General features: G+C 45.5%; 28 protein-coding genes. 18 read left to right on the forward strand and 10 right to left on the reverse strand.

Translation table 11 applies throughout. The features are described 5' to 3' along the window. Positions 1 to 518 precede the first annotated feature (518 nt). The gene (locus C7B77_RS00440) at positions 519 to 827 is read left to right on the forward strand and encodes a hypothetical protein (RefSeq protein ID WP_106299351.1); all 309 of its coding nucleotides are present in this window, start codon (positions 519 to 521) and stop codon (positions 825 to 827) included. Positions 828 to 852: 25 nt separating this feature from the next. Continuing rightward, on the forward strand, positions 853 to 2,457 hold the full coding sequence (locus C7B77_RS00445; protein ID WP_106299352.1) for an FAD-dependent oxidoreductase: 1,605 nt from the start codon (positions 853 to 855) through the stop codon (positions 2,455 to 2,457). A gap of 124 nt (positions 2,458 to 2,581) precedes the next feature. Here C7B77_RS00445 and C7B77_RS00450 read toward each other — a convergent pair whose 3' ends face one another. Continuing rightward, entirely contained in the window at positions 2,582 to 3,046 is a 465-nt protein-coding gene (locus tag C7B77_RS00450) for an HXXEE domain-containing protein (protein ID WP_106299392.1), read from the reverse strand. A 127-nt stretch (positions 3,047 to 3,173) separates the two neighbouring features. On the opposite strand from C7B77_RS00450, the gene C7B77_RS00455 reads away from it, so the two are divergent. The 6 genes from C7B77_RS00455 (at position 3,174) to C7B77_RS00480 (ending at position 8,511) form a co-directional block, all read left to right on the forward strand. Next, on the forward strand, positions 3,174 to 4,133 hold the full coding sequence (locus C7B77_RS00455; protein ID WP_106299353.1) for a tyrosine-type recombinase/integrase: 960 nt from the start codon (positions 3,174 to 3,176) through the stop codon (positions 4,131 to 4,133). Positions 4,134 to 4,180: 47 nt separating this feature from the next. Beyond that, positions 4,181 to 4,828, forward strand: a complete 648-nt coding sequence (locus C7B77_RS00460; RefSeq protein ID WP_106299354.1) for a DUF6629 family protein — start codon at positions 4,181 to 4,183, stop codon at positions 4,826 to 4,828. A gap of 97 nt (positions 4,829 to 4,925) precedes the next feature. Beyond that, positions 4,926 to 5,381 (forward strand): ester cyclase, encoded by a 456-nt coding sequence (locus C7B77_RS00465; protein WP_106299355.1) that lies wholly within the window; start codon positions 4,926 to 4,928, stop codon positions 5,379 to 5,381. 237 nt (positions 5,382 to 5,618) lie between these two features. After that, entirely contained in the window at positions 5,619 to 7,052 is a 1,434-nt protein-coding gene (locus tag C7B77_RS00470) for a hypothetical protein (RefSeq protein WP_106299356.1), read from the forward strand. Between the two features lie 10 nt (positions 7,053 to 7,062). After that, a complete protein-coding gene (locus C7B77_RS00475; protein WP_106299357.1) occupies positions 7,063 to 8,004 on the forward strand; it encodes a DUF4351 domain-containing protein in 942 nt (313 codons plus the stop codon). Between the two features lie 51 nt (positions 8,005 to 8,055). Next, positions 8,056 to 8,511 carry a cupin domain-containing protein gene (locus C7B77_RS00480; protein ID WP_106299358.1) on the forward strand — a complete coding sequence of 152 codons (456 nt, stop codon included), beginning with the start codon at positions 8,056 to 8,058 and terminating at the stop codon, positions 8,509 to 8,511. A gap of 44 nt (positions 8,512 to 8,555) precedes the next feature. Here the strand turns inward: C7B77_RS00480 and C7B77_RS29030 are convergent, their stop codons facing one another. After that, positions 8,556 to 8,840, reverse strand: coding sequence for a hypothetical protein (locus tag C7B77_RS29030; protein ID WP_146138124.1), 285 nt, complete (start codon positions 8,838 to 8,840; stop codon positions 8,556 to 8,558). A 200-nt stretch (positions 8,841 to 9,040) separates the two neighbouring features. On the opposite strand from C7B77_RS29030, the gene brxD reads away from it, so the two are divergent. Further along, positions 9,041 to 10,360, forward strand: coding sequence for a BREX system ATP-binding protein BrxD (gene brxD / locus C7B77_RS00485; protein ID WP_106299359.1), 1,320 nt, complete (start codon positions 9,041 to 9,043; stop codon positions 10,358 to 10,360). Positions 10,361 to 10,390: 30 nt separating this feature from the next. On the opposite strand, the gene C7B77_RS00490 is transcribed toward brxD, so the two are convergent. Next, entirely contained in the window at positions 10,391 to 11,173 is a 783-nt protein-coding gene (locus C7B77_RS00490) for a hypothetical protein (protein ID WP_146138125.1), read from the reverse strand. Between C7B77_RS00490 and C7B77_RS29505 the strand changes: the two genes are divergently transcribed. Next, the gene (locus C7B77_RS29505; protein WP_181243654.1) at positions 11,164 to 11,325 is read left to right on the forward strand and encodes a hypothetical protein; all 162 of its coding nucleotides are present in this window, start codon (positions 11,164 to 11,166) and stop codon (positions 11,323 to 11,325) included. The genes C7B77_RS00490 and C7B77_RS29505 overlap by 10 nt on opposite strands. Here C7B77_RS29505 and C7B77_RS00495 read toward each other — a convergent pair. Beyond that, positions 11,307 to 12,185: a hypothetical protein gene (locus tag C7B77_RS00495; RefSeq protein WP_106299361.1), complete on the reverse strand. Its 879-nt coding sequence runs from the start codon at positions 12,183 to 12,185 to the stop codon at positions 11,307 to 11,309. The genes C7B77_RS29505 and C7B77_RS00495 overlap by 19 nt on opposite strands. Before the next feature lie 71 nt (positions 12,186 to 12,256). Continuing rightward, positions 12,257 to 12,835 carry a hypothetical protein gene (locus tag C7B77_RS00500; RefSeq protein WP_106299362.1) on the reverse strand — a complete coding sequence of 193 codons (579 nt, stop codon included), beginning with the start codon at positions 12,833 to 12,835 and terminating at the stop codon, positions 12,257 to 12,259. Positions 12,836 to 12,925: 90 nt separating this feature from the next. On the opposite strand from C7B77_RS00500, the gene C7B77_RS00505 reads away from it, so the two are divergent. Next, on the forward strand, positions 12,926 to 13,573 hold the full coding sequence (locus tag C7B77_RS00505) for a transposase (RefSeq protein WP_106299363.1): 648 nt from the start codon (positions 12,926 to 12,928) through the stop codon (positions 13,571 to 13,573). Here C7B77_RS00505 and C7B77_RS00510 read toward each other — a convergent pair. Then, positions 13,566 to 13,778 (reverse strand): hypothetical protein, encoded by a 213-nt coding sequence (locus C7B77_RS00510; RefSeq protein WP_106299364.1) that lies wholly within the window; start codon positions 13,776 to 13,778, stop codon positions 13,566 to 13,568. The two genes, C7B77_RS00505 and C7B77_RS00510, sit on opposite strands and share 8 nt — an antisense overlap. 88 nt (positions 13,779 to 13,866) lie before the next feature. Beyond that, positions 13,867 to 14,154 (reverse strand): preprotein translocase subunit SecG, encoded by a 288-nt coding sequence (gene secG, locus C7B77_RS00515; protein WP_106299365.1) that lies wholly within the window; start codon positions 14,152 to 14,154, stop codon positions 13,867 to 13,869. 447 nt (positions 14,155 to 14,601) lie between these two features. On the opposite strand from secG, the gene C7B77_RS00520 reads away from it, so the two are divergent. Further along, positions 14,602 to 15,558, forward strand: coding sequence for a PIN domain-containing protein (locus C7B77_RS00520; protein WP_106299366.1), 957 nt, complete (start codon positions 14,602 to 14,604; stop codon positions 15,556 to 15,558). A 38-nt stretch (positions 15,559 to 15,596) separates the two neighbouring features. Here the strand turns inward: C7B77_RS00520 and C7B77_RS00525 are convergent, their stop codons facing one another. Beyond that, positions 15,597 to 16,253 (reverse strand): LuxR C-terminal-related transcriptional regulator, encoded by a 657-nt coding sequence (locus C7B77_RS00525; protein WP_106299367.1) that lies wholly within the window; start codon positions 16,251 to 16,253, stop codon positions 15,597 to 15,599. A 102-nt stretch (positions 16,254 to 16,355) separates the two neighbouring features. On the opposite strand from C7B77_RS00525, the gene C7B77_RS00530 reads away from it, so the two are divergent. From C7B77_RS00530 to C7B77_RS00550, 5 genes are all read left to right on the forward strand, one after another. Beyond that, complete coding sequence (locus tag C7B77_RS00530; RefSeq protein WP_106299368.1) at positions 16,356 to 17,024, forward strand: DJ-1/PfpI family protein; 669 nt, start codon at positions 16,356 to 16,358, stop codon at positions 17,022 to 17,024. A gap of 109 nt (positions 17,025 to 17,133) precedes the next feature. Further along, complete coding sequence (locus C7B77_RS00535; RefSeq protein WP_106299369.1) at positions 17,134 to 17,577, forward strand: DUF6010 family protein; 444 nt, start codon at positions 17,134 to 17,136, stop codon at positions 17,575 to 17,577. A gap of 34 nt (positions 17,578 to 17,611) precedes the next feature. Next, a complete protein-coding gene (locus tag C7B77_RS00540; protein WP_106299370.1) occupies positions 17,612 to 18,022 on the forward strand; it encodes a DUF6220 domain-containing protein in 411 nt (136 codons plus the stop codon). A gap of 68 nt (positions 18,023 to 18,090) precedes the next feature. Beyond that, positions 18,091 to 18,933 carry a sulfurtransferase gene (locus C7B77_RS00545; RefSeq protein WP_106299371.1) on the forward strand — a complete coding sequence of 281 codons (843 nt, stop codon included), beginning with the start codon at positions 18,091 to 18,093 and terminating at the stop codon, positions 18,931 to 18,933. After that, on the forward strand, positions 18,857 to 19,468 hold the full coding sequence (locus tag C7B77_RS00550; RefSeq protein WP_245893958.1) for a 2TM domain-containing protein: 612 nt from the start codon (positions 18,857 to 18,859) through the stop codon (positions 19,466 to 19,468). The genes C7B77_RS00545 and C7B77_RS00550 overlap by 77 nt, the downstream gene beginning before the upstream one ends. A gap of 234 nt (positions 19,469 to 19,702) precedes the next feature. On the opposite strand, the gene C7B77_RS00555 is transcribed toward C7B77_RS00550, so the two are convergent. Both C7B77_RS00555 and C7B77_RS00560 read right to left on the reverse strand, forming a co-directional pair. Next, entirely contained in the window at positions 19,703 to 20,752 is a 1,050-nt protein-coding gene (locus C7B77_RS00555) for a zinc-dependent dehydrogenase (protein ID WP_106299372.1), read from the reverse strand. A 169-nt stretch (positions 20,753 to 20,921) separates the two neighbouring features. Next, entirely contained in the window at positions 20,922 to 21,395 is a 474-nt protein-coding gene (locus C7B77_RS00560) for a CRR6 family NdhI maturation factor (RefSeq protein ID WP_106299373.1), read from the reverse strand. 502 nt (positions 21,396 to 21,897) lie between these two features. Between C7B77_RS00560 and C7B77_RS00570 the strand changes: the two genes are divergently transcribed. Next, positions 21,898 to 23,919, forward strand: a complete 2,022-nt coding sequence (locus C7B77_RS00570; RefSeq protein ID WP_106299375.1) for a hypothetical protein — start codon at positions 21,898 to 21,900, stop codon at positions 23,917 to 23,919. Positions 23,920 to 24,105: the final 186 nt, after the last annotated feature.

The following is a 24,105-nucleotide window of genomic DNA, read 5'->3' on the forward strand; positions in this document are numbered from 1 at the left end:
ATATTGTTACCTCTACTGCAACTTTGCCTTACGATGGTTGGAGTTGGGAGATTCCTTGTCTCAACCTTCGATCCGTTTTTCTTGACTTAAATCTCGTCGAGCTAGCTGTCGATCGCGATCTTTAAAAGCGATTGCTGTGAGATCGGACGATCGCAGGTGAAATTCAGGAAATATTATCACAAATCGGCAGCTACAATCGCTATATTTGCCACTTTATCCAACAGCTATAATCGCTTGGCTTCCCCTAGTGGGATCGCATCCAATCTTACGTTTTAAATGTGAGGAAATCGTGAGGTATAAATTTTGCAACACTGGGGCACCCTGCTATCGGTTAATCGTTTCACGGGTGACGATCGTCAAGGGTACCCTTGACGATCGTCACTAGAGCGTGTTCTGTCTTTAGAGAGATAACCTTTTCGCTCGAAGGGTCTAATGTGTAATTAGGATATATCGAATGAGTTAAAAGCTCGTTTCAAAATCCATAATTTGACTCGATTTCTTAGGAAAGAACTAATCTTATGAAAAATATCGTTTTACTTTCATTAATCTGCACCGGATTTGCAGCAACCATGCCATTCAAGGCAAATGCGCTGGAGTCACCACAAGTCACCAAGCTTGGTGGCGAGCCAAATCTAACGCTAGCCCAATTCCGTCGTAACGATCGACAATTCAATGTTTACTATCGCTATCGTGGCAATCGATCGTGGATTTTAGAAAATTCTTATTACAATCGTCGTGAAGCCGAACGGGCTGCTCGCAGATTGGAACGGCGTGGCTACAATACCTACGTACAACTAAGTCGTCAAGTCAATCGCCGTTTCGGTTAATCCCACTAAAATTACCACTTAATTTATGTCTCAAACAGAAGCGGTTGTCGCTCAGTTTAATGAGTTGCAAGATGGCCAAAAACGTCAAGTAACTGTCGGCGACACCGACATTCTGTTGATTCGTCGCGCCGATCGCATTCACGCGATCGGTGCTTATTGTACTCACAACAAAGCACCATTGGAGCAAGGCGTTGTCCATGGCGATTGTATCGTCTGTCCGTGGCACAATGCGTATTTTGACATTACCACGGGCGATCTCCACCAACCGCCAGGTTTAGATTCGCTCCCGCGATATGCCGTCCGCATCGACGGCAATAGCATTATCGTGACGGTTCCCGAATCTTCACCCGGTTATCGCGTGCCCGACATGGCAAAATACGCACCGGAGATCGACAAGCGAACATTTGTAATTTTAGGAGCTGGAGCCGCTGGTACACATGCTGCCGAAACCCTGCGCGTCGCTGGATACCAAGGGCGAATCGTCATGGTGACGCGAGATGAGAGATTACCATACGATCGCACGACTCTGAGTAAAAACTATTTTCTTGGTCAACTTAAAGCCGACCAAATTTTAATGCGATCGGTAGAATTTTATCAGGAACACGATATCGAACTGCGACTCGATTGTCCGGTCATCAATGTAGATACAAACACCAAAAAAGTTGCCCTCACCAATGGCGAAATGCTGACATACGATGCGCTCCTGATTGCCACAGGCACTCAACCGCGTCAGTTAAACGTACCCGGCGCAGATTTTCCAAATGTCTTCACATTGCGGAGTTTTGCCGATACCGATCGCCTTCTCGCTGCCGCTCAAAATGCCCAGCAAGCCGTAGTAATCGGTTCGAGCTTTATCGGGATGGAAACTGCCGCTGGACTGGCTCAAAAAGGGATTAAAGTCACAGTTGTTTCGCCTAGTTCTTTACCCTTCGAGCGGATTTTGGGTGCAGAAATTGGCGAGGTTTTTTATAAAGTTCATCAGGAAAACGGTGTAACGTTTAAAATGGGTCGCCAGGTCAGCCTCCTCGAAGGTCAAGGTGCAGCCCAAACCGTCGTTCTGGATAATGGCGATCGCTTGCCCGCCGATTTAATCGTCGTCGGCATTGGCGTCCAACCCGTAACCGATTTTATCGATGGCATCGAGTTAAATTCCAAAGATCGAAGTATCCCAGTCGATGAGTATTTACGTGCGGCTGAGGGCGTCTATGCTGCCGGAGATATCGCGCGGTTTCCAGATTGGCGCACCTCAGAATCGATGCGGGTCGAACATTGGCGCATCGCCGCCCAGCACGGGCGAATTGCCGCTTATAACATGGCCGGAATCCCGACAAAGTTTCGCAGCGTTCCGGTGTTTTGGAGTATGCAATTTGAGTTTCCAATTCGCTATGTCGGACATGCAACCGAGTGGGATGATGTTATTATCGATGGCGATTTAAATAAGCGCGAGTTTATTGCTTTTTATGTTAAAGACGATCGCGTCTTAGCCGCAGCCAGCAGCAAGCGTGATACCGAAACTGCCGCGATCGCCGAATTACTTCGCATCGACAAAATGCCCGCACCAAACGAGCTACGTCAAGGAAGATTTCAGCAAATATATCCCGATTTATTAATAGCGGGGAAACAGGGGTAAGGGGGAAAGGTTAAGGGGTAAAGCGACGATCGTAGTTAGCGGCTACGCCAACGTCTACAATGCTCCTAAAATATTCTTTAGAGACAGATGGCAGTGGTTGCAGACAGTTGCAAACGCTGCCATCTCAGATATCGTTGACTTTCAAAAAATCGATGGTTATCCATAACAACCATCCTGAAATTGCTAACCCGATCGCGCCACTAATTAAAAAATCGGTAAGTGACAATAACTGCTGAGAATACCCAATCGAGTAAACCCAAATACTCAGCGGAAATAACAGCAAAATTCCCGTCCAACTACCGGGTCTAATTTTCTTGCTACTCAGACTCAATCCCACATGGTCGAAAATGGGATGCATAATTCCAATGGCGGGCAATATGCCCCCAACTAGCGGCAACTTCCAGCCAGCAAAAGCGATCGCAATCGCGAAGATAAATATCGGTAAATTATCTAAAAATAGCAGCCAATTGAAGACAACAGATTGCCAATTCGGTTTGACTTTTTCCCACTCAGGCAGCCATGCTTCGGCGATCGTATGAATTATCAGTGCTGCTGCTAATAACCAGAACGAGATGTCTTGAAATGTCATAAAGTTATAATAATGACAACTACAAACCACTACCTTTCCATCTTAACCGACCAAATACTCGATCGCTGACAAAATATTCAGGTAAGATTAAGGGCAATCCGGTTACTCGCGATGAGAAATAATTACCTTGACATTACTCTCTACCATTGCAGCATCACCCCTATCCCTGCAAGATATCGCCCAGCGGGACTTGCTTCAGGAACTAATCGCCGATCGTCGATCGCCCAATACGCGGCGGACGTATACTAAGGCATTGGTAGATTTTTTCGTGCAAGTAGCCAATGCAGCACCAACACCAGCCTTAGTCGGAGAATTTTTGGCACTCGATCGCTATCAGGCGATGACATTAGTATTGAGATATCGCAGAATATTAACCGATCGCGGATTGGCTCCTTCAACGATTAATACCCGACTGGCGGCGATTAAAAGTTTGGTAGGTTATGCGCGCAAGGTGGGGCAATGTCAATATGATTTGGCGGATGTCGAAGGGGTAAAAGTCGAGACTTATCGAGATACTTCGGGGGTAAATCCGACTGAGTATCAGTTGACGATCGGGATCTGCGATCGCGATACAGTTAAAGGCGTGCGGGATTATGCAATCCTGAGGTTATTGTGGGATAATGCGCTGCGGCGTGCGGAATTGTGTCAGGCGAATGTCAAGGATTTCGATCCGATCGGTGGTAAGTTGTGGATTATTGGCAAAGGGAAAGTGCAACGTCAACCGATCGATCTGAGCCGTCAGTCGGTGCAGGCGATTCAGGCGTGGTTGGAATTGCGGGGGAAATGTAAGGCTACCGAGCCGTTATTTTGTACTCTCGATCGAGCGACAAAAGGGCATCGACTGAGTGGGAATGCCATCTATAATCTCGTCAGAGAGACGAGTGCAGCAGCGGGGATATATAAAGTGATGAGTCCGCACCGCGTGCGTCACAGTGCGATTACGGCGGCTTTGGATGCGACGAATGGGGATACCCGCCGAGTACAGAAGTTGAGCCGTCATGCGGATTTGAATACGCTCACTCGCTACGACGATAACCGTCGGCATCACCAAGGGGAAGTTACCAAGATTTTGGCGGAGTTGGTGTAGGATTTTTGCGTTATTGTGGGTCTACATCTAAATTGCGATCGCATCTTATGTGTTTTTCGGCCATCGTTAGTTTCAGTGCCGCAGCGGGATTATCCTGTCTGGGTGTCGCCACGATCGGGCAAACAACTTCAAAACGAGAGCTTTTATTAGCATCTTTTCCTTGTTTATTTGCCGTACAACAAACCTTGGAAGGATTAGTCTGGATCGGTAAGGATAATAGCTACTTCACTCACGGCGATACTATTGGTACTTATGGATTTCTGCTATTTGCCACCTTAATTTGGTTGGTGCTAAGTCCTCTGGCTATGTACTTGTTAGCTGAAGATATTAACAGAAAGAGATTTTTATTAGGATTAGCCATCGGTGGCGGTGTATTGGGTATTTATCTATTTGGCTGGATTGTGGCTCGTGGTGTAGAACCGCAATTATTTTCGGGTAATTTGTTCTACGATCTCAGATTCATTCCTTTTTATGAAATTATTAAATATCTGTATCTGGCGATTATTTCAGTTCCGTTCCTAACTGCTGAATCTTCAATACTTCAGCTATTTGGTGTCTCGATTGTTCTGTCTTTTATTTGCAGTCAAATCTTCTTTCAAATTACATTGGTATCTGTTTGGTGCTTTTTTGCAGCTATTTTAAGTGGATCTCTGTACTTTATCATGAGAAATGAATCTTCCAATAAAATGGCATAAACACAGATATTTTGTCAAAGGCTATACAAATTGGAATTTTATTTAACAACTAGACATTGTATTTTTTATTAGTCTTGTAAGACAAACTTGAGTAATAATGTTAACTAACAAAGAGAATGTATTAAAATTATATGCAGCATTCGATCGAGGTGAATTCGAGCTAGTACGGTCGATGATGTCTACAGATTTTATCGCTCACTTAGTCGGAATGCCAGCACCACTCGATCGAGAGGCATTTATCCAATTTGGGTCAGAATTTCGGACAGCTTTCCCCGATGGTTATCATCAGTTTGATGAGGTAATTGTCGAGGATAATCGAGTTGTGACGATCGGTAAATTTCGCGGCACGCATCTGGGTAAATTTCAAGGATTACCAGCCACAGGAAAATCGGTAGAAATCGAAGTTACTCATATCGACAAACTCATCGACGATCGGATCGTCTATCATTGGGGACAAGGCAACCAAGCGGGGATGATGCAACAATTGGGGATTGTCTTCGTTCCAGGCTTATCTCTAATTGCCGCAGCCATCCGCCATCAAATCAGAGGCTAAACTAGAACGTGTTGGTACGTCACTAGAATGTGTTGGTGCGTTACGCTTACGCGATAATACACCCTACAGCCTACAACCTAAAGCCTAAAGCCTAAAGCCTATCCCCTCCCTCATGGGTAATTACACCCTAAATATTGATGACACGATCGATTATAATCTCTGTGAAAAGTTGAACCTGTAGGCTGGCGGCTACCTCATTCATCCGCTCGTCAAATCCTCCTACCGTACTCCCCATCAGTGTCTAGAAAAAAATCTTCCATCTTCAAACAGTGGTTAACGACTGGCTCAGTCGCCTTTGTAGCGAGCGGGGGTTGTAGTTTACCGTTCACTCAGAATCTGGCTCAGTCTGCGCTAATCGGGTTGGCAACGCTACCGGGAGTCGCTGTTAGTAGGCTCGTGCGCTCGCGCCAACGCCAACAGCAGGTACATCGCCAACTGGCTCGGGGAAAACTGCGATTGAATCAAATGCATTACCGAGGCGAAATCCTCAACAAGCAGTTGCGAAGTAGGGACAAGGAGCGGCAAGAGATCGAGATTCGGGTAGCACAATTACAGAGTTTAGCAGCTAGTTTGAAAGCGAGGATCGATACCGATAGCCAGCAGTACCAGCAATTAGAGCAACAACTCGCCGCACTCACCCATCACTGTCAGGAACAACAAACCTTTGCAACCAAACTCGATCGCAAAATTCAGGATAAACAAGCTCTCAGCCTCGAAGTCGATACCGAGTTTAATCATCTCAAGCTAGAAGTATCTCAGCTAGAAGCAGTTAAATCGCAGACAGTCGGATCGATCGATCTCTTCAAAATATCGCTGAGAAATATCCAATCCGAAATCGAACGATGTACTGAAACTAAGCAAGAATTGGAACGAGAGATTCAGCAGTTGCAACGGCAAGAATTAGATAATGGTAGTCTCGATCGATCGCTAGAGCAGCAAGAATTAGATAATGGTAATCTCGATCGATCGCTAGAGCAGCAACATCAACTCATCCACGAACTCGATTCAGCAATTACCAACCGACAACATACTCACCAAAATTTAACAGTAGAAATCGATCGATTAGAGCAGATTGTTACCGCAAGATCGACAGAATTAGCCGATCGAGATCGGGAATTAGTAGCGGCACAGCAGCAATTAACTGAAACAGAATTAGCGATAAAGTCCAAGCAAGCGACATTAGATGAATTAGCAGCAGCAATAGTCGCTCGAAATGACGAGTTAGAATCATCGCCAGAGTATCTGGCCGAAAGACTGCACCAACGAGAATTAAAAACTGCTCGATTAGAGTTGAGTAGCAGGCAGGCCGAACTAGATAATTTAGAATTAAAAATTCAGGCTAAACGCCAAGAAATCGATGATATTGGCGTAGAAAAAATTCTCCAAATATTCGAGCCACAACCACCACAAGTCTCGCGAGATATTGACTCAATCGCCCCAAGCGGAACATGGCACGATAAATTCATAGATAATCCCCATCTCCCTGTTTTACAACACATCGAAAAACATGGCACGATTACCGAAGCCGAAGCTAGTATTAAACTCGGTAATGCTCGATCGGTCAGACAATTTGCTAATAAATTAGAAGAATACACCCCAGATCTACCCTTTTCAATTCGCGTAGAATCTTCCCCTAAAGGTAACCGTTACCTCAAAGAAACTCAGAACTAACAGCATCGCGATGAGTCCTTACCAAGACGACAATTTTTCTAAAGCATATACAACCGCTCTTTACCAAACTAAGGGAACCGTTAGTATTAACGTTAAAGTTAAGAGTGACGAAAATTTAGAAGTCGATCTATTATTTGTTAGCGATCCAAACAGCCAAGCTTGGGAAACAGAATCGCTAGGATTATTCGATGAATTAATGCAAGTTCATCCGATCGTCTTTATCGAACATTATAGTGGCTGGCTCAAGCCCGAGCATATTAGTAGATGCCTCACTCGTAGAGATTTATATATCAGCGGCGAACGCAGAGAATATCAAAAACGCAAAGAAATATTTACAGACGATCGAAAACCCTTCACTTGGATGCTGACAACTGGGTGTTCTCAAGAAATCCTCGAATCGCATTGGGCAAGAGCTGACACAGAATTGGGTGCGGGTATTTATCGCATCGCCCCCGCCTTTGGCATTGGGATCGTAGTAATCCGCGAACTCCCAGAAACACCAGCAACCCTGTGGTTGAGAGGGCTAGGTAAAGATAAAATCCTCACCAAAGCATTTGCAAATATTAGCGAATTGCCAGTGACGAAAAGAGAGCGAAATGATATCGTAGAAGTGTGTATTAAGCACTTCAAATATCTAAGTGAAAAGTCTTCAGCAAGTGGACTAACGCAGGAGGAAGAAGATTTTATGAAGACGATGGAAGAAATCGATACTCTCTACCGAGCAGAGATGAATCGGGCTAGGCTCGAAGGGCAACTGCAAGGGGAACGCGAGGGCGAGCTGAAAGGGCAGCAGGAGCTGGTGCTGCGCCAGTTAACTCGACGGGTGGGAAATGTATCGATCGAGTTAGCAACCAAGGTTAGAGCGTTACCTATAGAGCGTCTAGAAGAGTTTGGTGAAGCGTTATTAGATTTTACGTGCGTGGAAGATGCGATCGCCTGGTTCGATCTTTAGAGTAGTTTGGGTATAAAAATGAAACCCAACCTACAAACCTACTAACTATTTATGGCTCCCACTCCACTACCTGCCGAGATCGTCAAGCTTATCGATCGATTACAATTACAGCCGCATCCCGAAGGCGGCTTTTATCGTGAAACTTGGCGATCGGATCTCAGTTTACCCCAATCGGCTTTACCCAGCGACTATACAGGCGATCGAGCAGCAGGTACCGCAATTTTATTTCTATTACCCACCAGTCATTATTCGCGGTGGCATCGAGTACGATCGGCAGAGTTATGGTTTCACCAATCTGGAGATCCGCTAGAGTTGACGATCTCAGAAACTTTAGACGGCGCAGCACAAACAATTTTCCTCGGTAGAGATAACTGCTGGCAAGCCGTCGTACCACCTCAATATTGGCAAAAAGCTAAACCGATCGCAGGCGAAGCTGGATACGCACTGGTAGCTTGTGTGGTAGTGCCAGGATTCGACTTTGCCGACTTTGAGCTGAGTGATATCTAGCATTGCCATTTCTATTTATCAACCCGATCGATATTCATCTCAAATTAAAGAACCTGCATTAATATTTCTGCGTTATTGTCATCTGCTAATAGATAAAATTCTTTCCATCCTCTAAAACTCATTGAATACCATCTTTCCTCGCCATCATCTCCGCCAGGAAATAATGTTTCTGGCTCGAAGTGAAAAAGATAACCAGAATAAAAACTCTCGATCGACATAATCATAAAAGCGCGATCGTGTTGAAGACGGGCGTAAAAACTACTTTCAGGGGGAATTGCTTGATATGCCAACGTAACGCCCATAAATTGTGTTAAGTGGACAGTATCCACCAGCTAGGTTGCGAATAAAATTAATTATAATTCTCTCAATATGTTTCATGCTTAAAGTTATGGATCTGTAGGGGGCGGGTTTATGCTAGTCAATATCGATTGTACTGTTTGAGAGCGAACAAACCCGCCCTCCCCGCTAGAAGATCTCAAATGGGTTCTATAATCGTCACACGATCCAAATTTACGATCCATAACCCCCGATGACTAACATTACCCCGCGAGATATCGAACATATATTTGAAAGATTGAGATCGGGTGTAGTGCCAGAGCGGGGACTAGAAGCATTTGCCGTCGGGATCGATCGATCGAGAGGCGAGATAAAGCGACAATTAGACTTAGCCGGAAATAACGAAGGCGTATTTAAATTCCTGCGGGGTGGCTATGGTTGTGGTAAAACCTTTATGGCTCGCTTGGCACTCCTCGACGCTCAGGCTCAGGGGTTTGCAACCAGCTTTGTGGTGGTATCGGATAACGATTTGCATTTCCATAGATTCGATGATGTCTATCGGAAAGTCGTGCAAGAATTGGCAACCGATCGATGCGATCGCGGGGCGTTGGGGTTTATACTCGATCGGTGGATCGCTCGGATGGAAGATGCCGCGATCGATGGTGGGGCGAATCCCGATGCTGAAGATTTCGATACTCAGTTACAGCAACGGATCGAATCAGATCTCGCATCCCTCACAGGTGGCAAAGCACCCGAAGATATGACACGGGTATTGCGATCGATCTTCGCCCTCAAACAGCAGAATAAATTCCCCGAAGCCAGCGCGCTCCTCTCTTGGCTATCGGGTAGCGAAAACGTCGCGGCATCCTCCAAGCGGATCGCTGGGATTAAGGGCGATATTGGCTCTAAAGAGGCGATGGATTACCTTCAGGGCATTTTAGCCATTACCAAAGCATCGGGCTATAAAGGCTTAGTTATCGTCATCGACGAAGCCGAAACCATGTTGCGGATGAAAACCGATATTCGTGCTAAATCTCTGAATGGCATTAGGCAAATTTGCGACGCAGCCGATCGCTATCCGGGGTTATTCTGGATCTTTACAGGTACGCCCGAATTTTTCGATACCAATCGCGGGGTAGCTGGTTTATCGCCATTACACGATCGGTTGAAACTAATTAAAACGGGTAACTTTGCCAATCCCCGTCAACCGCAACTAGTACTCACACCATTCGATCGCGATCGCTTAAAAGATGTCGCACTCAAATTGCGAGAAATATATCCGACAGAAAACCGCGATCGATTAACCAAAAAAGTCACACCCGAATTTATCGATTTACTAGTAGATAAAGTCACCCAAGGTTTCGGCGGCGATGTCGGGATCGTACCGCGTCAATTCTTACGGCAATTAGTCAATATTTTAGATTTAGCCGCCACCGAACCAGATTTCGATCCGATGACAGATGGCGGTTATGACTTGGTAGAACTCAGTGCGGAGGAAATCAGAATTCGAGATGGTTTACCCTATTTTGAACCGGAACCCACCGATGCAGAACAATATGCCGTTAGCTTCTAATTGCGATCTTCTATTGTCGATCGATAGAACTTAAGATCTGACTGCTGACATGTTGTTCTCTAGTAAATTTAATAACTTCAAACTAAGATCTAAATATGGCTTCACGTCTTTGGGGTGTAAGTACTGACTTTTCGTAAAAGTTTTATCACCCATCGTCAAACTACTATTAGTATGCTTGGGTGGAAAAGGAAAGACTAGCAAATATGAGCCGATCGCTTCGGTACAGATCTTATTAATTTCGTAGAACTTGATTAAATTTGGTTGAAATAAATTGCGGACATCCTCAACTTGGTTCGATAATAGCCGATAGCCTTTAGAAAAAGCTGGAAAGCGATCGAAATTAATATCTTCATAACCAGCAAAATTTGCTAACTTATCCCAGATATGTTCGGGACGTAAGCTAAATCCAGGCACATCGAGCGATTCATCATAAAATACCAATACTGTTTGGCAAAAAGTTTCGGTGTCGCTATTACTTTCGATCGACACCGAGTCTTCATTAAAGCTGAATTCAGTACTTCTGCGCTTACAGATGGTATAGCTGTAATCGAAGATCGCTACTGTGACTGGTTTAGCATTGCGCTTGACTTGCCCGCACATCAGATTGCTGACATTGCAACGTTCCCCATACATAAAAAAATCCAGATTGGATACCATTGGAGCAATGCTCTCATCCCCTTTTGGAAAAAAGTCTAGCTTGAGCTGCCTAGCCACCAATTCTAGATCTTGACGACGCTTCTTAACGAGGTACACAATTCCACCGACGATCGCCACTACGATCGCGATAAACAAGAAAAATGGCAATGCTTTCATTCAGTTCGATCCCAGCACAATGTGATGATGCTATTAGTATTCCCAATCTAGAAACACTTCAATCTAAATGCGCTAGTGCCGACGATTCCGCACGGCGGACGCTCCGCGAACTAACACAATGGGATGCTAGCTATCAACCTAATCCCAAATGACTTACCCCCGCTGCAACCTTTGCTCTTTGACAATCCTCATCTAACCCAAACCGCTCTACCCAACTTTGCAGATAGCCAAAATCCAACTTTTCCTGCTGCACTTTCAGAATTCCTAAAATATCCCGCCATTGCTTATCTGACTGACTCGTTCGTCGCCAAATTAACTTGCTAATAATTACATCTTCTGGAGATGCAATGGCAACTTCTCCACTTCCAGGTAAAGTATACGATCGAGATCGATCGAACTTAATCAGATCGCATTCTTCCCTACCCGAAATCATCAAATCGACATTTTCAATTGTTTCTAAATGGGTAATATTCAAACATCGCAAACTACATGCCATTACATCTGCCAAGCCAGCCACATAGAACCCCTGTGCCTCAAAATTGGCCGCCAAGGTGGGTAAATCTGCTAAATCGACAGAAATCACCACATCCAGATAGATCGTGGCTCTTGGCTCTCCATGAGCTATTGCAGCCACTCCGCCAGTAATATAGTAGGGAATATTAGCAGAGTTTAAAATTCGGGCGAGTAAAGATGCGATCGCAGTAGGATCTTGACTCCAACTCATCAGATTTGGGGGTATATAATTGACAGGGCATTTCTCTTGTAACCAAGCATTCGCAATCTTCTGAGAGAACGCTGTATCCGTCAGTTCGGGAAAACTTTGGCGCAAACATTCGATCGATAATTGTCTGGCACTTTGCTTGTATTTATCACCCAATATTAACCGATCGACTGTGGTTCTCTGGCGATATAGATGAAAACGCACCAAATCGGCATTGATGTTGGTATCGATCGATTGGGGGCAATATCCGACAGGAGCCGCATCGATGGGTAACTGAAGTGGTAATGACATTCGATCTTAAGATCTACACAAGTTTCAGAATTTTGAATACCTTAAGCGTACTCGACTTTATCCGCGATCGATTATTGCTCAATGCGGATGGCTGGCTGGGTTTCGATATTTCTCACCACTCTGGCTGGTACGATAATTTCTGATTCTTGCCATCGATCGATAAAGGCGATTACATCTTGCTTGCTAACTATTCCAGTTGAAATTTGCCGTTTTTCTTTCCAGCCAACTGCATATTGTCCGGCAACATTTAAATCTAAAGTCCATGATATTTCGTTTAATAATCGCTCGTCGTGTCCCCGATAGATCCTAAATTCATCAGGTAAATCTGCTAGTTTTTGTCTTTCCACTTCGGTCATCATGTGAATGATATTAGGCGATCTATCTCTATGAGCTGAAAATCTTTCGATACCCAATAGCACTTCAATTGTAGATGAGGAATGTCCTACCAGTTCGCGATCTGTCCATATCTGTCCGACAATTTTAAAATATGTAGGATCTGTCCTCATATATTCATTTTTAAATACTTCTAGTAGCCGATCTCTAGGTGATAAATGTGGTAAATAGGATTGCCATTCATTGGGCTGTGATGCCAGTCGATCGATTTTGTGTTTTTTAGATTCATAGACTAGATTAATGCGATGATAAAACACTGGATGGGCAAATTCACAACGATAAATTGGATGCTGGATCGTCTGTTCATTTCGGTCAGAGCCTCAAACCACCAGTAACCCTATTGCCAGATGCTCAAAAGGCGAGAGTTACAAGCATTAGTAACTCGTCGTCAACAAGTAGTGGCAATGGTGACGATGGAGAAAAACCATCTCCACAGTTGCGAAACTTGGGTCAGGTTGAGCATTGAGGCAACGATCGCCCAGTTAGAAGCTCAACTGGTGGAGTTGGAATCTCGCTTGGCACAAGTGAGTGCACAGCGACCCCAGTGGCAGGAACGATTAGCAATTCTCACCAGTGTCAAAGGGATTGGCCCAGTCATTTCCCAAGCTTTGTTGGTGCAGTTACCAGAATTAGGACAACGCACCGCCAAACAGATTGCCGCGTTGGTGGGGGTAGCTCCGTTTAATCACGACAGTGGTAAAACGCCGGATTCAGCGACCCAAATCGCGCTGAGGTCTCCTCAGCGTGCGTTTGGGTCAAGACAAGGCGTCCGCCTTGAATTGCGCTCGCTATTGTATATGGCAGCCATGTGTGCGGTGCAGCATAATTCGGTGTTTCGCGACCATTATGCTCAATTGCTCCAACGTGGTAAGCCACGCAAAGTGGCTTTAGTGGCTTGCATTCGGAAGTTGCTGGGCATTCTTAATGCCATGCTCCGTACCAATCAACCTTGGTGCGAACAGCCAGTGCCGCTGGCGGCAACAGCCACTAATTAGCGGCTGATTTCCGTCTGCTGGCAGATGCGATTGCAACTGTTTTGGGGTTCGATCGATAAAAGACTGTGATGATAATTGCTGTAGGCAGCTCTTGCCTCACGGTAGCTTCAGCTTGTCTGTCGAGCGAATAAATTGCCCCTTGACAATTAACATAATCGCTACGCGGACTGAATTTCCTAGTCCGCGTAGGCGGACTTTGCAACACGAGCAGCGATGCGCGCTCGTCGGGTTCCCCGACGGTTTAGTGCATCAAGACAGCGGTTTCTAACCGCTGAGGTTACTATCAAAATCTGTTAGTTTCCAACTGGGGGAACTGTCACTGGGGGAACTGTCACTGGTGTTACGGGAGCCGAAGATAACCAGCCCGCACTCAGGATAATTGTCATGGTGATAAATACCATAAATAAACCCCAAGTAATCCGATTGAGATTGCTCTCCGCACTTTTGGTGCTGCTAAATAATTGTGCTTGACCACCAATGCCCCCAATTCCATCACCTTTGGGGCTATGCAGCAACACCATTGCAGTTAAACCAAATGCAGATACGCACCAAATAATCTCAATAATAGTAACGGTATTCATCTAAATAGTTCTAATTCGTAATAGTCATCGATCTATTGTATCTCGATCTTGCTTGGGAGTCAGGACTCGATCGTCGGGATCTCATTTTGCACCAGTATATCTTTACTATTAGTTGTGGAAGGGGAAAGGGGAAAAAGGCTAGCTGTGCTTGACGATCGTCAATTGGGCAATTAGCGCAAGAAAATCTGTCAGCGTCTGGGGTAGATAAAATTGGCAAGTTGCAGCGGACAAGATCTAGTACAGTTAAGGATATGGAATTCGAGCGCATAGAGCTAGCTAGCGGAAAATTTACCAATACGACATTGGTACAGCTTGGCGTAGGTCAGATGGCAAAAATCAGGCGATAGTTATGAGGGCGGATTGCCGATCTTTGTAAAAAGTGACGGATCTAGCTTCTGATTTGATTTATAGATATTAATATATTCATCTATTCCCTAATTATAAGATATGCAGCTTTTCATCGATACTAATATTCTGCTATCTTTCTACGCACTCAACCAAGAAGATTTAGCCGAATTAAGTAAACTAACAGACGCGATCGATAAACAACATATAACATTGTTATTTACCGATCAAATTATCGATGAATTCAATCGCAACCGCGAACAAAGAATCGATGGTGCGATTAAATCCTTTCGCAATCAAACATTCAATCCTCAATTCCCTCAACTCTGTGAAGACTATCCAGAAATCGAACTATTGAGAGAATCGCTCAAGCAATACGAACGCTCTCATGCAGCATTAGTCGCCAGGATTGCGATCGACATCAAAGCCAAAACTCTCAAAGCGGATCGGATCGTCCAATCTTTATTTAGATTGGGCAAGCGACTGACACCGAATAGTACCGTACTCGATCGAGCGCGGTTTAGAATGGGCATTGGCAATCCACCGGGTAAGAATAACTCTTTAGGCGATGCAATTAATTGGGAGTGTCTGCTCGATGAAATTCCCGCAGGTGAAGATCTCTATTTTATTACTGGCGATAAAGATTATTGTTCGGCACTAAGCGATGATGAATTTAGCGATTTCTTACTAACTGAATGGGAACGTAAAAAGCAGACAAAGATTCATTTTTACAAGCGGTTGTCGAGTTTCTGCAAAGAACAATTCCCGGAAATTGCCCTAGCTAGCGTCCGCGACAAAGAATTTTTAATCAGAGATTTAGTCAATAGTCACTCGATCGCAGCTACTCAAGCAGCGATCGCCAAATTAAGTTATTACTCAGAATTTACCGCCGCACAAGTCAACACGATCGTCGCTGCCGCGATTTCCAATCGTCAGGTAGTTTGGTCGATCGAAGACGAGTTAGTGAGAAACTTTCTATCATCGGTAGTTGCAACTAACAAACAGTATTTAGATCCAGCAAGTTTAACCGCGATTGAAGGCTTATTAGGCGAAAGCTAATCAATGCTACCAAATTATGCTATAGATTGAGATCGAACTCAACTGGTAAGCTGTGCCACCATTTCGGCACGAGATGAGACTTCTAGCTTGCGAAACATCCGCTTCAAAGCCTGCTTGACCGAATTTTCGGTAATCCACAATTCCTGCCCGATTTCGGCATTCGTGCGCCCCAACGCGACCAATTCGACAATTTGCAATTCGCGCGGCGTCAATTTATCGATCTGAAAAACTGGAGCGGCGGTTCTGGCTGTCGTCGCCCAAATCGATAAGTGCAAACAGATCCCGCTGAGATCGGTTAAATTTTGATTGTCGAAAGCAGGCATCGATCGATCGCGAGTGCAACCCACCGCTCCTACTAATTTACCGCGACTGACGATCGGCCCCACCATCACATGCCAATGATCGGGACGAGGACAAATCATTTTCCATGTTTTGGGAGATGTTACCAAACCTTCGTGAACTGGTGCGTGATGTTCGACTAAATAACGTGCGACCGGATTATGCTCGATCGAAAGTGCAACTTTAAAGATCTTCTGAAGATTGGGATCGATCGTCGAAAGTTTATCGAAGAAAAAAATGCCCGCTCGTGTCGCTGCAAAATGCTCGCCAATTTGGGGTACGACTTGCGATCGTAAATCTCGTTCGTCCTTGAGCCGATCGATTTCTGCAAATAAAGGCTGCAAGGAACCGCTCATAGTGTCAAAAAGAGTACCCGATCGAGGACTATGCCCGATCGATTTTCACTTCTAGTATAGACACTATCAGCTTTATTGAGATCGTTACTAGGAAATCTATTTATGACTGACTCCCCAAAATATACTCTTGGATTGGTCTTTTATCCCGGCATGACCTCGCTCGATATTATCGGGCCACAGCAGGTTTTAAGTTCGTTACCTGGTGTCCAAATTCATCGGATTTGGAAAACGCTAGAGCCAGTCAAAACTGACGATGGCATGATGGTTTTACCCGATACCACCTTGGCAAATTGCCCGCAATTAGATGTTATTTGTATTGGCGGTGGTCTCGGACAGGTAGCGGTAGAAGACGATCCCGATCTACTAGAATTTCTCTACAAACAAGGGAGTACCGCCAAGTTTATCACTTCTGTTTGCGGCGGCTCGGTGTTTCTAGCGAAAGCAGGGCTGCTCGAAGGCTACCGAGCGGCTACACACTGGGCAGCACGAGATCGACTTGCACAGTTAGACGTTACGGTTGGCACCGAGCGCGTCGTAGTCGATCGCAATCGGATTACAGGTGGCGGCGTGACCGCAGGTATCGATTTTGGGCTGACGCTGGCGAGCATCCTCTATGGTGAAGAAATCGCCAAGATTACTCAATTATTGATGGAGTACAATCCAGCTCCGCCATTTGATACCGGATCGCCAGAACAAGCGGGGGCTGAGTTGGTCGAGAAGGCAATGTTATTTATGCAAGGAATGATGCCAGATCTGGCAATAGCACAATAGGCAGATTTATCAGTGCGATCGGCTTTTTGTATTTAATTACAACAGAGCTATCCGTTCTCATCTCCAAAATTAATATTCGGGAATAATCGCGATCGACTCAATCGACTATATGCCAATTCAATCTAGACCCGAAATCACAATTTTACAGATAATCGCACCATTAATTGTCGCGCTTGTCTTTATCGCCTTTTGCTCTTTATTTAAGGAACCAAACCGTCGCAACTTCAGCGCGCTGATGATTTCTGGAGCCGGAGCGGCGTATCTTAATGGTGGCTTATTGGGTTGGGAATTTGTATTCTGCACTGTGATGACTGGTGTAGCCTACTGGGGCTTAAAAGATTACCGATTTATTGGCATCGGATGGTTACTACACACAGCATGGGATACAGTTCACCATTTATATGGCACGCCAATTGTGCCATTCGTTCCGCTGTCGTCGTTTGGGTGCGCTATTTGCGACCCGGCTTTGGCGTTGTGGTATTTCCAGGGCGCACCTTCCATTTTTAGTTGGTTCCGCAAAGTTGAGGGAGATCGCAGTACCGATCGCCTTTAATTTCTAAAATCTATCTTCAAAAATAGTTGTAATTATGACTATCGATCTGCCTTCCGATCGCACCCAAATATCTCGTTCTTGGACTCAAATTAGTTTTCTTGCGATCGCGATCTTATTTAACCTGTGCTTAGTTCTGCAATTACTGACAGTTGGACTAGCGATTTTTTATGACTCTAGTTGGTGGCAGATTCATGTTCTGCTGGTGCGTGGCTATAGTGGATTGCTGGTGCTGTTATTAGGAGGGCTGTTCGTCACGCCATTTCCTCGCAAAATCAAAATGCTGACAGGTAGCATGTCAATTCTCCTCGTTTTGCAATTCATCACTATCCATACCAATAGTCCCATTCCATTAGGAATTATACATCCCTTAATCGGATTTTCATTATTTACAACTTCGACAACATTAGTGCATCGAGCTTGGCGATCGATTCGCGATCGAGAATAAGCGATAACTATCTGTAACTTAGCTACTTTTCTCAATCCTAACTTCAACAAAAAAAATCCAAAAAACCAATGTCTGATTACGCTCATCCCGAAGTTTTAGTCGATACTCAATGGCTGCTAGATCGTCTCCACAATCCGACGGTGCGGGTAGTCGAACTCAACATGAGTCCAGAACAATTCAAAGACGCACACATTCCTGGCGCGGTGTTTTGGAATATCTTTACTGATTTGCTCGCGCCCGATCTCAGTATGAATCTAGATCCGACCGCAATCTCCCAACTGCTATCTCGCTCTGGCATTACCCCCGACACAACCGTAATTGCTTATGGTAGTTATCCCGATACGGGAGCCTTGATTTTCTGGTTTTTAAAAACGCTCGGACACGATCGAGTATATGTCCTCAACGGCGGACATCAAAAATGGCTAGCCGAAGGTCGTCCCGTAGTCTCAGAGTTTGCCAGCTTCCCACCTACACAAGATCGGGAGCTATCTGTCAATCCCGATCTGCGGGTATTACAAGCCCAAGTGCAGACATCACTCGATCGATCGGATTGCGTGTTGCTCGATGTCCGTACCCCTCCAGAATACCGAGGGGAAATATTCATGATGAAGCCACCTGAAGGCTCAGAACGCGGGGGGCATATTCATGGCGCAGTGAATATCGAAAATGTCCTCGCGCTCGATGAAGATGGTACGTTTAAGTCTGCCGAGGCGTTACAGGCTCTCTATAGCAGTCAGGGTGTTACCGCCGATAAAGAAGTATTTCCTTACTGTGCCATTGGTGGCAGATCTGCCTGTACTTGGTTTGTACTGAAGTATTTATTGGGTTATCCCCATGTTCGTAACTACGACGGATCTTGGAATGAATGGAGCCGTCAAACCGATCTACCAATTGCGGTTGGAGACAATTAGCACGCCTTCGATCGTCAGTAGCAGGCAAACAACCACCCCAGACAAGTTCGCAGCTCTTCAATATATGAACTCTTCACGGCAATCTTCAAACCAATCTTTCGATCGAGAAGCTATCCGCCAAATCATCAACATCGCATTAGCACAACAATCCGACCTCGGCAGTGAATTATCTGATGCACAGTTATTAGAAATCGCCCAAGAACTGAATATTTCTCCCGACTCGATCGAGCTAGCCAAAAGTCAGTGGTTAGAACGGCAAAAACTAGCCCAAAAACATCAGCAGTTCGAGCTTTATCGTCGATCGAAATTGCAAGCTCGTTTCGGTCAATATGCAATTGTCAATGCCTGCTCGATCCTGTTAAACCTCCTGACTGGATTTGGCATTCCTTGGTCTTTATACGTCCTCATTTCCTGGGGCATGGTACGCGGTGTCGATGCGTGGCAAGTCTGGTTTCAGCACCAGGGGTATGCTTACAATCGCGCTTTTCAGAAATGGGAACGCCAACACACAATGCCAATAACTTTTGAAAATTAGTAGTCGATCGCTTCAAATACAATACTCGATCGACAATCTCCACAAAAAAATCCCCTCCGAGGAGGGGTGCCCGAAGGGCGGGGTGGGTTCACCATCTACGATCGCACTAATAGATTTCCAAATGCTCTAACTTAGTTAGTACAGTCAAAATTAGATCTAACTAGTGCTTAGTGAAAATCTACCCACCCCGCCCGTTGGGCACCCCTCCTGGGAGGGGATTTTTTCGGTTTACAATTAATCGTTGTATAGTAAGATTTTGTAGGTTTCTGCTGTCGGTTTCGTTGCCTGAGCTACCGCTTTATCGAGATCTTTAAGATGATAGCGATCGCTAATTAAAGCATCCACATCGATGCGATGATTGAATACCAGATCTGCCGATAATGCCTGAACCCTAAACGAAGAACTATAACTACCCATTAAATCGATCTCGCGTCGATACAAAACATTGGGATTAATCGGAATTTCTAACTCATCGGGAAACTCGGCAAAAAACAGGATTTTGCCACCTTTACGAGTGCAGTCTAAGGCTTGGAAAAAGGCTTTATCGCTGGGTACCGCGAGGATCGAAGTATCGACTCCCATTCCACCTGTTAAGGCGTGAATTTTGGCAGTGAGATCGGGATCGCGTGCGTCGAAGGCAGCTTCGGCACCTACTGCTAGAGCCTTCTCTACTCTGGCGGGTATCAAGTCAGTCGAAATTGCTTTAGCTCCAAAATGCTTGACTAACATAATAAACATTAACCCGATCGGGCCAGCACCAGTAATTAAAACTGTATCTCCAGCTTGAATATTCGCTTTTTTGACAGCTTTGAGACAGCAATTTGTCGGCTCGACAAAACTGGCTTGTTCGTCGGTAACTGCATCGGGAATTGGGATCAAACCGCCGTTGCGAACGATGTGGCCCGGTACTTTGACGTACTCGGCAAAGCCACCACCGCTGGGCGCAAATCCCGCCGTCGTGGTGATATTTTTGTAAACATCGCACATGGAATAATTTTCGTGGAGGCAGTAGCCACAGTGCATACAGGGTATATGGTGCATCACTACCACTCGCTGTCCGACTTGCCAATCGTGCACATCCGCACCTACTTGACTGATGACTCCCGCCGTCTCGTGTCCGAAGATGCGAGGTGGTGCGTAGAGCGGATAGAGGATTTTTTTGATGTCCGACTGGCATAAGCCGACTACTTTGACTTGGACGAGTACCTCGTCTGCGGCAATCTCTGGGACTGGGATCTCTTCGTAGCTGAGTTGATTGACTCCACGAAATACTTGTGCCTTCATAGGTTTAGAGGGTGGATGGGTAGATGGGTGGATGGGTGGATGGGTAATAATTGGGTAATGGGTAATGGAACGCAGTTCCACAATACCTCAAGTCTTCTGCATTCTACTGTCTACTCTCTATTCACTATCCACTATCCACTATTCACTACCCTCTACCCCCTAAGCCACTTTACTTCAACAAGTCAAACAAACCATCATCAAGCTCATAGCCTAGCATTTGAGTCATGAATTTCAGGCGCGATCGATCGGTGATTTGTTGGGCATCTAGCCAAGCTGTTAGTAAAAATACTCGCTGCATTACCCAAATTTCTAGAGCTTCGGGATTGTACTGGATTCCGTCCTTACGACTGAATTGATGGGGAACGAGCATTGCGACATAACGAGCGAGTTCTCCAGCTTGCCAATCGAGGATTAGTGGTAACTGTGGATAGCAGGCATCTAACCGAATAAACCACAATCTTATTTCAGGAATTTCAGAAAGTTCGCGCGGATCTTGCGGTTCTAATGGATAGTCGATCGTTAGTCTTATATCTAGATTGAATTGTTTGGGATTGGTATCTACCAACCAGCGATCGAGATCGGGTGCGATCGGTGATAGATCTAGATTCAGAATTGCACGCTCGCTAATACTAACAGTTGTCATATGCTCGGGATTTATATAAACTTCGATCGATAATTTAGTACATAGTCACAGCGATCTTAGATTATCATTGTAAGTGTTAAGATACTCAAAGAATTACAACACTGATTTCCTCAATCTGACTCTTTCGACAGACTCCCACCTGTTGCTGTTGTCTCAAAGCTAATCAAGAGCTGGCATAGCTCGATCCATTCTAGCTAATTGCTAGCAATTTACCCCTACTTTTGTCTTTATCTTAACGATCGAAAAGTCCCCGTGCAACGTTCGCTATTTCTGTTCTCCTTGCTACTTAATTAAGATTTTATAAACAAAAGCAACTTAAATTAAAACTAATGGTATAGATGTGAAAAAGTCGACAAAATGTAAATTTTAATACTTGAAGATCGAGCAGATCTAGCGATCTCAATCGGGGACGATCTTGGTAAAGTAACAGATTAGCTCGCAAATATAAAAATAATATTTTTACTATAAACTTAAAAATTAGCTGGAGTGTGAGGAGAGGATAGTGGAAAATAGCAACAGGCAAGCGATCGGGACGCAAATAGTATCCGCATGGAAAAAGTTTCAATCGCGCAGATCGGCTAGAGACAGCGGTGAAGTCGATCTTCCAGATCGATCGAGTGCAGAGGCGGACGGAGACGATCTCCTGGCCGATCCGAGCGGCTATTTACAAGCGGATGCGGCCAGCCAAAACTCTACAGTTACGGCGATGTCCAAGATCTTCGATAAGGATCTGTTTAGCGATGTTGTCGCACCGATTAGTAAGCTCAACCTGCCAACTGTTACTTTAAACCCCTGGTCGGCATTTTGGGCGGTGCTGGCAGCAATGGTAGGTGGAACGGGGATTACTAGTTATTTGTTGTTGATTGCGGTACCGCCGACGCCAACTTGTCAGGGTACTTTGCCCGTTTCTACCGATGCCGAGCGGCTCTACTGCGCTCAAGTCGGTGCCGATACCCAGGAAGTACCCAAGCTGAGGATTGCGGTCGATCTGGTCAAAGATTGGACGGATCGTCATCCGCTCTACCGCGAATCGCAACGCTTGCTCAAAGAGTGGTCGGAAGACTTAACCAGAGCTGGGCGCAAGCAACTTAATGAAGGTCAGATCGGCAAAGCGATCGCGACGCTCAAAATTATCCCTCCCACTAGTCCCATCTACGATCGCACTCAAGAAACGATCGCGAAATGGTCGATTCAAGCCCAGGATAGTGCCAGTATTGATGCCAAATTCGAGCGCGCGATGAAAACTGGCGATTGGAATCAAGCATTTGTCATCTTGCAATCGGTGCAACGGATGCGGGGCAGCTACTGGAGCGGCTTCAAGCACGATAAAATGTCTGCTAAGCTGGCGATCGAGCGCGATGCTTGGGATAAGCTCCAAGAAGCCAAAGACGCACTGGTAGACAAAGATAGTGATGACTACAATACTCGCGCCAAACGGATGGAATTGGCAGTCAAAGCGGCTGGCAAAAAGGGTAAAGAAGTTGAAGTGCCCTTACCCCAACAGCCAGAACCGATCGTCAAAGCGATGAAACTGGCCAATCTCATCGACCCTAGTAGCTATGCTTATCAGGAAGGCCAAACTTTGCGGAGCAAATGGAGTCGGCATTTAGTCGGCTTGAGTGTCGATTTGTACAAACAGCAGAACTTTAACGACGCGATCGAGATCGTCCAAAAAGTGCCCCAGGACGTGTCGATTTACGCCGAAGCGCAAGATTGGGTCAAGCTCAATCAAGCACATGTCTGGGCGGGTAAACGGCACATGCTAGCGATGGTTGACGCGATCGCGCAAGTCAAGAAAATTCCTAAAACCAGTCCGATTTACACCCTCGCGCGCACCAAGCAATCTAACTGGCGATCGATGCTCAAACAGCAAACCCAACTCCAGTGGGCGCGCTCGATTGCCAGCTTCCAACAGCCAGCAACCCTAGCAATGGCGATCGAAACTGCCAAGCAAGTCCCCGCTCAAAGTGAAGTCGGGCAAACGATTCAAAGCGAAGTTGCCACCTGGAATCGGCAGATCGAAACCATCGACAATCGGGTTATTTTCGCTAAAGCCAAACAGATCGTCAACAAGGGCGATTCTTTAGGCAATCTCAAAGCTGCGGTGAAGTTAGCGGGGAAAATCACCAAAGATCGCCCGCTGGGTGAAGAAATTACCGCTGCTGTTGCCGAATGGAACGAGAAAATTCAGACGATCGAAGATCGCCCGATTCTCAATAACGCGATCGCCACAGCCCAAGGCGGCAATCTCGCTGGCGCGATCGAGATCGCCAATCGGATCGCTCCCGGTCGATCGCTGTATCGCGATGCCCAAGCCGAAGTTCGCTACTGGAGGCTAGAACTACAAGAAATTGCCGATCGACGCACGCTAGAACGTGCTATTAATATTTATCGTCAGGGCAAGATCTCCGTGGCGATCGACTTAGCCGCAACCATCGGTCGGCGAAGTCCCATTTATAGCGATGCTCGTTCCTATGTTGCTAATTGGCGGCTGCTCTTGACACCACGTTCGGTCGGTAATTGATAATTGATAATTGATAATTGATAATTGATAATTATCTCTTTCTGTCTATTTGCGTAGTATCTGCCGATTCATCAGGACAGAAGATTGTCATAATGAATAATTAGGTTTAATTTCTCCCGTCAACGGGGAGGCTTTACACCTAATTTTTCTCGGTTAGTAATTAGGGATGGGAAATTGCCACAGGCT

It is taken from the genome of Chamaesiphon polymorphus CCALA 037 (assembly GCF_003003845.1).
GTDB classification, from domain to species: Bacteria; Cyanobacteriota; Cyanobacteriia; order Cyanobacteriales; family Chamaesiphonaceae; genus Chamaesiphon; species Chamaesiphon polymorphus.

Bases quoted from the DNA above. Each gene is read 5' to 3' on its own strand.
- C7B77_RS00440 (WP_106299351.1), top strand. From the start codon at position 519: ATGAAAAATATCGTTTTACTTTCATTAATCTGCACCGGATTTGCAGCA.
- C7B77_RS00445 (WP_106299352.1), top strand. From the start codon at position 853: ATGTCTCAAACAGAAGCGGTTGTCGCTCAGTTTAATGAGTTGCAAGAT.
- C7B77_RS00450 (WP_106299392.1), bottom strand. From the start codon at position 3,046: ATGACATTTCAAGACATCTCGTTCTGGTTATTAGCAGCAGCACTGATA.
- C7B77_RS00460 (WP_106299354.1), top strand. From the start codon at position 4,181: ATGTGTTTTTCGGCCATCGTTAGTTTCAGTGCCGCAGCGGGATTATCC.
- C7B77_RS00465 (WP_106299355.1), top strand. From the start codon at position 4,926: ATGTTAACTAACAAAGAGAATGTATTAAAATTATATGCAGCATTCGAT.
- C7B77_RS00475 (WP_106299357.1), top strand. From the start codon at position 7,063: ATGAGTCCTTACCAAGACGACAATTTTTCTAAAGCATATACAACCGCT.
- C7B77_RS00480 (WP_106299358.1), top strand. From the start codon at position 8,056: ATGGCTCCCACTCCACTACCTGCCGAGATCGTCAAGCTTATCGATCGA.
- brxD (WP_106299359.1), top strand. From the start codon at position 9,041: ATGACTAACATTACCCCGCGAGATATCGAACATATATTTGAAAGATTG.
- C7B77_RS29505 (WP_181243654.1), top strand. From the start codon at position 11,164: ATGCTTTCATTCAGTTCGATCCCAGCACAATGTGATGATGCTATTAGT.
- C7B77_RS00490 (WP_146138125.1), bottom strand. From the start codon at position 11,173: ATGAAAGCATTGCCATTTTTCTTGTTTATCGCGATCGTAGTGGCGATC.
- C7B77_RS00495 (WP_106299361.1), bottom strand. From the start codon at position 12,185: ATGTCATTACCACTTCAGTTACCCATCGATGCGGCTCCTGTCGGATAT.
- C7B77_RS00505 (WP_106299363.1), top strand. From the start codon at position 12,926: ATGCTCAAAAGGCGAGAGTTACAAGCATTAGTAACTCGTCGTCAACAA.
- secG (WP_106299365.1), bottom strand. From the start codon at position 14,154: ATGAATACCGTTACTATTATTGAGATTATTTGGTGCGTATCTGCATTT.
- C7B77_RS00520 (WP_106299366.1), top strand. From the start codon at position 14,602: ATGCAGCTTTTCATCGATACTAATATTCTGCTATCTTTCTACGCACTC.
- C7B77_RS00525 (WP_106299367.1), bottom strand. From the start codon at position 16,253: ATGAGCGGTTCCTTGCAGCCTTTATTTGCAGAAATCGATCGGCTCAAG.
- C7B77_RS00530 (WP_106299368.1), top strand. From the start codon at position 16,356: ATGACTGACTCCCCAAAATATACTCTTGGATTGGTCTTTTATCCCGGC.
- C7B77_RS00535 (WP_106299369.1), top strand. From the start codon at position 17,134: ATGCCAATTCAATCTAGACCCGAAATCACAATTTTACAGATAATCGCA.
- C7B77_RS00540 (WP_106299370.1), top strand. From the start codon at position 17,612: ATGACTATCGATCTGCCTTCCGATCGCACCCAAATATCTCGTTCTTGG.
- C7B77_RS00545 (WP_106299371.1), top strand. From the start codon at position 18,091: ATGTCTGATTACGCTCATCCCGAAGTTTTAGTCGATACTCAATGGCTG.
- C7B77_RS00550 (WP_245893958.1), top strand. From the start codon at position 18,857: ATGTTCGTAACTACGACGGATCTTGGAATGAATGGAGCCGTCAAACCG.
- C7B77_RS00555 (WP_106299372.1), bottom strand. From the start codon at position 20,752: ATGAAGGCACAAGTATTTCGTGGAGTCAATCAACTCAGCTACGAAGAG.
- C7B77_RS00560 (WP_106299373.1), bottom strand. From the start codon at position 21,395: ATGACAACTGTTAGTATTAGCGAGCGTGCAATTCTGAATCTAGATCTA.